The following is a 9,255-nucleotide window of genomic DNA, read 5'->3' as shown; positions in this document are numbered from 1 at the left end:
AACCACCAGACCCCCATCGAGGCCCTGAAAAAATGGCACGCCTCACACCCCAAGCTCTTCACAAAACGTGTGAATGATCTCCCGGGGCTTGACATCTAGCTTCTTGTGGAAGGCTGCGGCTGACACATAGCCCTTGGTGCCGAAGTATTTTTCCCAAGACAAATCGACGGCTGTCGCGCGGAACGGATCGAGATTCGGATTGCCGCCATTGCCTTCCCACTTACCTTGCTTAACTTCAGCGCGAACAAAGGCGTTAAGTTGATCCATGCGGGCACGAGCCATTTGCTTGCCCAAGCCGAATCGAACCACTTGATCCTTGGCAACATCAAAGATCAGGTTCATCGACGGCAGTACATCGGTGTAGGTCTTGTTGATGGTCTTGAACTCATACTGACCTGCCGACAAACCTTGACCGCCGTTGGTGGTGCCCACTTGCGCACCGGTCGAAGTCTGGTCCGTCGAGATGACCTGCACGCCCATGTTGCCGCGCACCGGAATGCCAGCGATCGTGTGATCCACGTCACCCTTGACGAACAAGGTGTTGACCTTTTCATTCACCGTCCAGCCCTTGCGCAGAATGTCGCCATTGACATTGGGCTCGTACTTGTAGGCGGAGTTCGCAATGCTAGGGTCGAAGCTGATCGTGGTCAGGCCGGTGCCGGGCAGAGCCAAAGCGCTGCTACCGGCAGGCAGGGCTGCCCCAAACTGACCACCCGTCTTGCCGATGAGTTGCAGCTTGCTTTCAGATGCGCCTTTGGTCTTCTCACGCTCAGAGAAGTTGGCACCAAAGTTGACACGCGAGAAGAAGCCCTCCAGATCACGCTGTGCCGAGAGGCGAACGGCCTGGATCTTGTCGTCGGTGGTGATGGTCTTGTCGTAGCCGTTCTGGCCCCAGGACTCCGGGTCGGTCAGACGCATCGTGCCCAAGTTGCTGCGGTCGTACTGCAAGCCAGTGATCTGGTTGTAGTTGGCTACGGTCACGGTCTCGCCCAGCGGACGGTTGTTCGCCGTGTCGTATTGACCGGCTTCCATCTCGGTGATGCGTTCGGTGCTCTTGGCGGATGAATAGCTCAAGTCAGCAGTGGCTTGCCACTTGTCCGCAAACTTCCACTTGGTGTTCCAACCCAGCGACTGCAGTTCGTCCTTGCGGGGCTCCCAAATGGTACGAGACAGAGGGTTCACATTGCCCCATTTGCCGCTGATCAGGCGGTCGCCGCTGAATGTGGCATCGGTGAGGGTGGGGTAGTAGGGGCTGCCAGAGCCCTTCCAGCTGTCGTTGACCTGAATCTCCAGGCCGCGCTTGGTGACCTCTTTGTCGAACTTCGAGTAGAAGACGTCGACAGTGCTGGACAGTTCCTTGTTGGGGCGGAACTCCAACACGGCCATCGCACCATCGCGGGTCTCTTTGGTGTCGTCAACAAAGTACTTGAAGCCTTGATTAAATGTGAATTCCTTGCCGCCATTCACGCCTGGCAAGGTTACTTTGTCCGAGGTGCCATAGGTTTCACTGCGGGACTTGCGCACGTCCTGCGACAGGCGCGAATAACCCAGGGCCAAGCCAACGGTGCGGTTGGCAAACTGGTCAATGTAGGAGATGTTGAAGCGGTTGCCCGAGCCGGTGAAGGGCGTGCCTTGGCCGTTCTTTTCGCCACGCACATTGACCGATAGCACGCGCTCACCGAAATTCAGCGGACGCACGGTTTGCAGATCGATGGTGCCGGACAGGCCTTGCCCGATCAGGGACGCATCAGGGGTCTTGTAAACCAGCACCGACGACAGCAATTCGGAGGGGTACTGATCGAATTCAACGCTGCGGTTATTGCCGGTGGACACTTGCTCGCGGCCATTCAGCGTGGTGTTGGCGAAATCGCCAGACAGGCCGCGAATGTTGATTTCTGTGGCGCGGCCGCCGACGCGTTGCGCAGCCAAGCCGGGCAGGCGGGCGATGGACTCAGCGATGGAGGAGTCCGGCAGTTTGCCGATGTCTTCCGCCGAAATGGCTTCGACGATCTGGTCAGAATTCTTCTTGACGTTGATCGCGTCTTCAATGCCCTTGCGAATGCCCTTGACCGTCACGGTCTGGGTTTCAGTGGTCGCAGCGGTTTGGGCATAGGCTTGGCTGCTGATCAGGATCAGCACAGAGCAAGCGGCGGCGATGGGGGTCAGGGCCGGTGAGCGGCGGCCGGCATCTAGCGGGCTGCGCGTTTGGCGTGAGCGGGTCATTCAAACCTCCTGGGGCGGAAAACAACGAGATGAAGCGTGGCGGCCAAAGGCCATGAGCCGGCACGCGGACCTGGGATCGGCAACCAGTGTGTACCAAAACTAGATTTGCATGAAGCGGACGCAAACCCTAATTCACCGCATCTCGGCGTCGGTTTCCTAGGGGTTACACGAATTTTCGCCCCGTTAACTAGTGAAAACACCAGTGATGATGTGGCGTCGATGCAGCAGTTTGAGGGTTGGAGGCAATCTGAAATGTAGTCAAAGTACATCCCTGCTGTGGGGTTGGCCTACGGCGATGAGCGCCAGTTCACTAAGATGGCTGCCTTGATCAATGGGAGACGGCATGGCTTGCGAAGAGCGGTTGGGCGGAGACGCGCAGGACGAAGCACGGCGTGGGCGGTGGCAGCCGGGCGCGCCGCAGCGCTTGGCCTGGCTGTGTGGGCTTTGGCTGGTGGCTTTGCTGGTGGCGCCCTGGGCGCTGGCTGCCGATGCCGCTCGGGGTTTGCGTCTGCATGTGCCTTCGCCCGATTGGCGCGATCAGATCATTTACTTTGCAATGACTGACCGCTTTGCCGACGGTGACCCCAGCAACAACGACCAAGGTGCTGGGGAATACAGGCCTGGCAGTTCGGCCTACTTTCAAGGGGGCGACCTCATGGGCCTGCGCCAGCGCCTGGGCTATGTGCAGGGCTTGGGCGCCACTGCACTGTGGATCACGCCGCCGGTGTTGAACCAATGGTGGGACGGCAACTACGGCGGCTACCACGGCTATTGGACGCAGGACTTCACCAAGGTTGATCCGCACCTGGGCAGCTTGCAGGACTATCGCTTGCTGAGTGATGCGCTGCACCGGCGCGGCATGTACTTGGTGCAAGACATCGTGGTCAACCACACCGGCAATTACTTCTACATCAAGCCGGGGGCTCAGGCGGGGCAAGAGGCGCAGAGTTGGGTGCCGCATCCAGGCTCGCGGCCCACCTCGGCCCCGACGCAAAAGCCCTTTGACATGAATGACGTGCGCCAGCCCGCGCATCGCGCGGCCGGCATTTATCACTGGACGACGGACATCACCAACTACCAAGACCCCCATCAGTTGTTGAACTTTCAGATGGGCGGCTTGGACGACTTGAACACCGCGAACCCGGTGGTGCGCCGCGCGCTGCGCCAAAGCTATGCGCACTGGATCAAGGAAGTGGGGGTTGACGCGTATCGGGTAGACACCGCGTTCTATGTGCCGCCCGATTACTTTGCGGACTTGCTGCATGCCAAAGACCCGAAAGCGCCGGGCCTGATGCAGGTGGCGCGCCAAACGGGCCGGCGCGATTTCTTTTTGTTTGGCGAAGGCTTTGCCATCGACAAGCCCTACCAAGACAGCGAGGCGAAGCGCATTGAGCGCTACATGACTGGCCCCAAGGGCGAGGCGCTGTTGCCGGGCATGCTCAACTTTCCGTTATACGGCAGCGGCTCTGAGGTCTTTGGGCGCGGTGCGCCCACGGCGGTGCTGGGCGACCGCATCACCCGCATGGTCAAGGTGCATCCGCGCTTGCACTGGATGCCGAGCTTTGTGGACAACCACGATGTGGACCGCGCCTTGGCCGGCTCGTCGGTGCGCGGGCTGGAGCAGCACCTGCTGGCGCTGATGAGCTTGCCGGGCATCCCGGTGCTGTATTACGGCACCGAGCAGGGCTTCACCCAGCCGCGCGCGCCCATGTTTGCGGCGGCCAGGCCGGATGGCCAAGACCAGTTCAACACCGCGCACCCGCTCTATCAGCGCATCGCAGGCCTCACCGCTTTGCGCAAGGCCCACAGCGTGCTGCGGCGCGGTGTGCCCACGGTGCTGGCGCAGCACGCACAAGGGCCGGGGGCCTTGGTTTACAAGATGGTAAACGGAACTGACATGGCGCTGGTGGCCTTCAACACCGCGCCGCATCCGGTCTTGGTGGATCGTTTGGCCCTGGGCTTGCCCGCTGGGCAGCGGCTTGAAGCGCTGTATGGCTTAGACGGCCCGCCCGCCCCCTTCACGGTCAATGCGCAGGGCGAGGCTCACCTCAGCTTGCCGCCGCACAGTGGCCTGGTGTGGCGCGTGGTGCCGGTGGCGTCCTCCGCCGAGCAGGCCGCCGCACAGGCCGGCGCGCCCAGCGCGGTGCCGCAGATTGCGGGGCAAGACACTGTGCGCACCGTCAGTGGGCCATTCGATGTGCAAGGCCAGGGCGCCACACCCGAGCCGGGCTGGTTGTGGGTGGTGGATGGCGATCTGTCTCAGGCGCAGGCCGTGAGCCCGCAGGCCGATGGCCGCTGGCAAGCGCGGGTGGACACCGCCGCCATGATCGACCCCGCGCTGGAGCACCGGGCGGTGCTGTGGCACCCGGGGCGGCAGCAGGTGTCGGACGCGCTGAGGTTCAAGGTCACTCTGCCATGGCAGGCGGCTTTGCGGGTGGACGACCCGAAGGGCGACGACCGTGGCCCCACCGGGCGCTATGTCTACCCCACCGACACCAGTTGGGGGCCGCATGCGCAGGCCGACATCCGGCAGGTGCGCGCCGAGGTGGCAGGCGGGGCTTTGCGCTTGAGCATCCAGATGAATGAGATCACGCGATCATGGAGCCCTGCATTGGGTTTTGACCATGTGATGCTGACCGCCTTTATTGAGTTGCCCGGTGAGCCCGGTGGTGCCACCGTCATGCCGCTGCAGCGCGGCACGCTGCCTGAGGGCATGCGCTGGCACCGGCGTTTGCGGGTGGGCGGTTGGTCCAACGCCTTGTTTGCCGACGAGGGTGCGAGCGCCACCTCTGAAGGGCGGGCCATCACGCCGGCTGCCGCGCTGCAGGTGGATGCCACCACGCACACCATTCAACTGACCTTGCCGGCCTCGGCGCTGGGGCGGCGCAGCACGCTCAAAGGTGCGCGCGTGTGGATCAACACCTGGGATTGGGATGGCGGCTATCGCGCCCTGTTCAGCGCCCCCCGCAGCCATAGCTTTGGCGATGGCGGTGGGGACGCTCAAGGCCCGCTGTGGATGGACCAGGTCGGGCCGTTGACCTTGCCTTGAGGCCGCCTCAGGGCAGGGCCAGTTGCAACACCCGCTCGCGGGCCCACGCGGTGGCTTCCTCGTGCAACAGGTGGACGGTGCGCGGTCGGCTGTCGGCCCATGCTGTGCTGTAGTTCAGTTCAGCAATGGGGCCGCGCAAACGCAAGCGCAGCGCCTTCTCGGTCACCTCGCCGCGCGCATGGCATTTGATGACGGCCAGACGCAGGCACAGCACCTGCACGGCCCTCAAGGGGTCTTCCATCAAGGTGCCGAGTTTGCGCAAGCCGCCGCGTTGGCCCAGGATGAGGTGGCTGAGTTGCAACTGCTGGCTTTGCGAGAAGCCGGCCACATCGGCATGGGCCACGATGTAGGCGCTGTGACGGTGGTGGTCATGGTGCGAGACGGTCATGCCGATCTCGTGCAGGTCCGCCGCCCAGCGCAGCTCGTGCCGCCGCTCGGCGTCGGCCTTGGGGCAAGCTTGGTCAAACAGGGTCAGGGCCACGCCACGCACACGCTGGGCCTGGGCCGCATCGGCGCCAAAGCGTTGCAGCAGGGCGCTCACGGCATGGTCGCGCAGGTCTTCGGCCTCGGGCTGGCGCAGGGCGCGCAGGCGCTCATGCAGGTCGATGATCACGCCCTGCCGCAGTGCACCCTTGGCGGGGTGCATGGCGGTGATGCCGAAGTGGGTGGCCAAGGTATAGAGGATGCACAAGCCGCCGCCGATCACCGCGCGGCGGTCTGGCTTGAGGCCCGGCAAGTCCAGCGCATCCACATGGCCGGCCTCCAGGCAGCGCTCGATCAGCCAGCGCAGGCTCTCCGGCGTGATGCAGCCGTCGGTCACGCCGCAGGCTTCCAGCACTTCAGAGACCGCACCTGCCGTGCCCGACGAGCCCAGGGCCTCGTCCCAGCGGCGCGGGTTGAAGGGGGCGAGGGCCTCTTCCAGCTCCGCGCCCGCCGCAATCTGGGCGGTGCGAAAGGCTTCAGGGGTGAAGCGGCCGTCCGCAAAATAGCGCATGGACAGGCTGACGCTGCCAATGCCAAAAGACTCAGCGGTGCTGGGCGTGCGCCCGGCGCCGAGGATCATTTCGGTGGACCGGCCGCCAATGTCCACCACCAAGCGGCGGCGGTTGGAGGGCTGCAAAAAGGCCACGCCCGCATAGATGAGCCGGGCCTCTTCGCGCCCAGAAATTACTTCAATGGGATAGCCCAGCACCTCTTGGGCGCGGGCTAAGAAGGCATTGCGGTTGCGGGCCTCGCGCAGGGTTTGAGTGGCCACTGCGCGCACGCGCGCCGCTGGTATGCCTTGCAGGGCTTGGGCAAACTGCTGCAAGCAGGCCAAGCCGCGCTGCATGGCGGCTTCGGTCAGGTGGCCTTGGGCGTCCAGGCCTGCACCCAGGCGCACGGTTTCCTTGATGTACTGCAGGCGCTTGTAGCGGCCATCGCGCACGGTGCCGATCTCCAGCCGAAAGCTGTTGGAACCCATGTCGATGGCGGCCAGGGCATCGCGGCTGAAAAGAGGGGCGCTGTGTAGAGACATGGCGCGATTGTGCCGCTGCTTGAGCGCCGGGTTGCCGGACTGTGTCATGCGGCAGTGCACCGAGGCTGGGCCTTGTCGCGCAATGGTCACGCAAGGCGGCCTTCGTACAATGGGCGCACCATGCCTCAATCCCCTGCGCGCGCGCTCGAATTCATCCTCACCCTGTCCTGCCCTGACACCAAGGGCATTGTTCACAGCGTCTCTGGCCTGCTCTATCAAGCGGGTTGCAACATCATCGACTCGCAGCAGTTTGGCGATGTGCAGGGCGAGGGCTCAACGGGCTTGTTCTTCATGCGCGTGCACTTTGAGGCGCCGGCCCACTTGGCCGATGCCCGCACCTTGGCGCAGTTGTTTGGCCATGTACGCACGCAGTTCAGCATGGATGTGAAGTTCCATGCGGTGAGCGACAGGCCCAAGGTCTTGTTGATGGTCAGTCAGCACGGTCATTGCCTCAATGACTTGCTGTTCCGCTGGAAGAGCGGCCAGTTGCCGGTGGACATTCCGGCCATCGTCTCCAACCACACCACCTTTGCCGACTTGGCGGCCAGCTACGGCATCGCTTTCCACCATCTGCCCCTGCCCACCGGGTCAGACGCCGCCACCAAGCGTGCGCAAGAGCAGCAGGTTGAGCGACTGATTGACGAGCACAACGTGGACTTGGTGGTGCTGGCGCGCTATATGCAAATCCTCTCGCCCGAGTTCTGCCAGCACTTGGCCGGGCGGGCCATCAACATCCACCACAGCTTCTTGCCCAGCTTCAAGGGCGCCAAGCCTTACTACCAAGCGCATGCGCGCGGGGTGAAGCTGATTGGCGCCACCGCCCACTATGTGACGCCGGACTTGGACGAAGGCCCCATCATCGAGCAGGACGTGGCGCGGGTGGAGCATTCGCTCTCTGCGGACGACCTGACGGCCGTGGGGCGCGACGTGGAATGCGTGGTGTTGGCCCGTGCCGTGCGTTGGCATGTGGAGCGCCGCGTCTTGCTCAACGGCCATCGCACCGTGGTCTTCCGCTGACCTCACTCCACCACCACCATGCCACGCCACAAAGCCCAGACCGCTGCCCTGATGGCCTCGCCCGATGATGTCGAGGCGCAGTTCTATGAAGCGCTGCGCGAGGCCGACATCGACAAGCTGATGGCCCTGTGGACAGAAGAGGACGACATCGTCTGCATCCACCCGGGTGGGCCGCGCATGGTGGGCCATGCGGCCATCCGCGCCGCTTTTGAAGCCGTGTTTGCCAACGGGCCGATTCAAGTGCACGCAGAGAATGTGCGCCACGTGCAGTCACTGAGTAGCTCCGTGCACAGCGTGATGGAGCGGGTCGACTTGTTGACGGCCGAAGGCCCCAAGGTGGGCTGGGTGATGGCGACCAATGTCTACTTCAAGACCACCCAAGGTTGGCGCTTGGCCGTGCACCACGCCAGCCCCGGCACGCCGCATGCCCCGCCCGAGGTGATTGAAGCGCCTTCGGTGCTGCACTGACGTGCCCTTGCAGCACTTTCAAGCCCCCTGGTGGCTGCCGGGGGGGCATGCGCAAACCATTTGGGCCGCGCTGTGGGCGCAGCGGGGGGTGGATGCGCCGCTGGCGTTTCAGCGTGAGCGCTGGGCCACGCCCGATGGCGACTTCATTGATGTGGACTTTCGCTTTGGTGAGCGGGCCGCCCCGTGGGTGGTCTTGTTCCATGGCTTGGAAGGCTCCTCGCAGAGCGCCTATGCGCAGGCCTTTGCGGTCTGCGCCCAACAGCGCGGTTGGAACTTTGCAGTCCCTCATTTCAGAGGCTGTTCGGGCGAGTTGAACCTCGCCCCTCGGGCTTATCACTCGGGGGACTTCGAAGAGATCGGCTGGATCTTGGCCCGCCTGCGGGCGCGCTCGGCGCATGCTTTGCAGGTGGCCGGCGTGTCCCTGGGTGGCAATGCCCTGTTGCGCTGGGCCCAAGAGGCCGGTGAGGCGGCTGGGCAGACCGCCAGCGCGGTGGCTGCCATTTGCTCGCCCATCGACTTGGCCGCGTGCGGGCATGCCATCTCGCGGGGCTTTAGCAGGCAGGTTTACACGCGCATGTTCCTGCGCTCCATGAAGCCCAAGGCCCTGGCCAAGTTGCAGCAGCACCCCGGCTTGTTTGACCGCGACCGCTTGCTCGCGGCGCGTGACTTGTACGAGTTTGACAACCTATTCACCGCGCCCCTGCATGGCTTCAAGGACACCGAGGACTATTGGGCTCGGGCCTCAGCCAAGCCGCATTTGGCGCGGCTCAGAATCCCGGCCCTGGTGTTGAATGCGCGCAACGACCCTTTCGTACCCGCCGAGTGCCTGCCCAGTGTGGGCGAGGTGGGTGAATACGTGCGCTTGTGGCAGCCCGAGGCCGGTGGCCATGTGGGCTTTCCGGCAGGGCGCTGGCCCAGCCAGGTCGTGAGCATGCCCGCCGCCGTGTTGGACTGGCTGGCTCATCCCCAGTAAGCTGAGCAG

At 63.7% G+C, this 9,255-nt stretch carries 6 protein-coding genes; 4 read left to right on the top strand and 2 right to left on the bottom strand.

Annotated features, from left to right (window positions below):
* Positions 1-42 precede the first annotated feature (42 nt).
* Positions 43-2,223: a TonB-dependent receptor gene (locus ACIQ3Q_RS18800; RefSeq protein WP_396270722.1), complete on the bottom strand. Its 2,181-nt coding sequence runs from the start codon at positions 2,221-2,223 to the stop codon at positions 43-45.
* 343 nt (positions 2,224-2,566) lie between these two features.
* Here ACIQ3Q_RS18800 and ACIQ3Q_RS18795 point away from each other — a divergent pair, with 343 nt between their 5' ends.
* On the top strand, positions 2,567-5,272 hold the full coding sequence (locus ACIQ3Q_RS18795) for an alpha-amylase family glycosyl hydrolase (protein WP_396270721.1): 2,706 nt from the start codon (positions 2,567-2,569) through the stop codon (positions 5,270-5,272).
* Between the two features lie 7 nt (positions 5,273-5,279).
* Here the strand turns inward: ACIQ3Q_RS18795 and ACIQ3Q_RS18790 are convergent, their stop codons facing one another.
* Entirely contained in the window at positions 5,280-6,788 is a 1,509-nt protein-coding gene (locus ACIQ3Q_RS18790; protein WP_396270720.1) for an exopolyphosphatase, read from the bottom strand.
* A gap of 120 nt (positions 6,789-6,908) precedes the next feature.
* Here ACIQ3Q_RS18790 and purU point away from each other — a divergent pair, with 120 nt between their 5' ends.
* The 3 genes from purU to ACIQ3Q_RS18775 are packed head-to-tail and all read left to right on the top strand — an operon-like array spanning position 6,909 to position 9,246.
* Entirely contained in the window at positions 6,909-7,805 is an 897-nt protein-coding gene (gene purU / locus ACIQ3Q_RS18785) for a formyltetrahydrofolate deformylase (protein WP_396270719.1), read from the top strand.
* Between the two features lie 18 nt (positions 7,806-7,823).
* Positions 7,824-8,273, top strand: coding sequence for a YybH family protein (locus ACIQ3Q_RS18780; RefSeq protein WP_396270718.1), 450 nt, complete (start codon positions 7,824-7,826; stop codon positions 8,271-8,273).
* 1 nt (position 8,274) lies between these two features.
* Positions 8,275-9,246, top strand: coding sequence for a YheT family hydrolase (locus ACIQ3Q_RS18775; RefSeq protein WP_396270716.1), 972 nt, complete (start codon positions 8,275-8,277; stop codon positions 9,244-9,246).
* Positions 9,247-9,255 lie beyond the last annotated feature (9 nt).

The organism is Ideonella sp. (assembly GCF_044358605.1).
Lineage (GTDB): Bacteria > Pseudomonadota > Gammaproteobacteria > Burkholderiales > Burkholderiaceae_C > Ideonella.
This window is presented reverse-complemented; position numbering and strand designations above follow the sequence as displayed.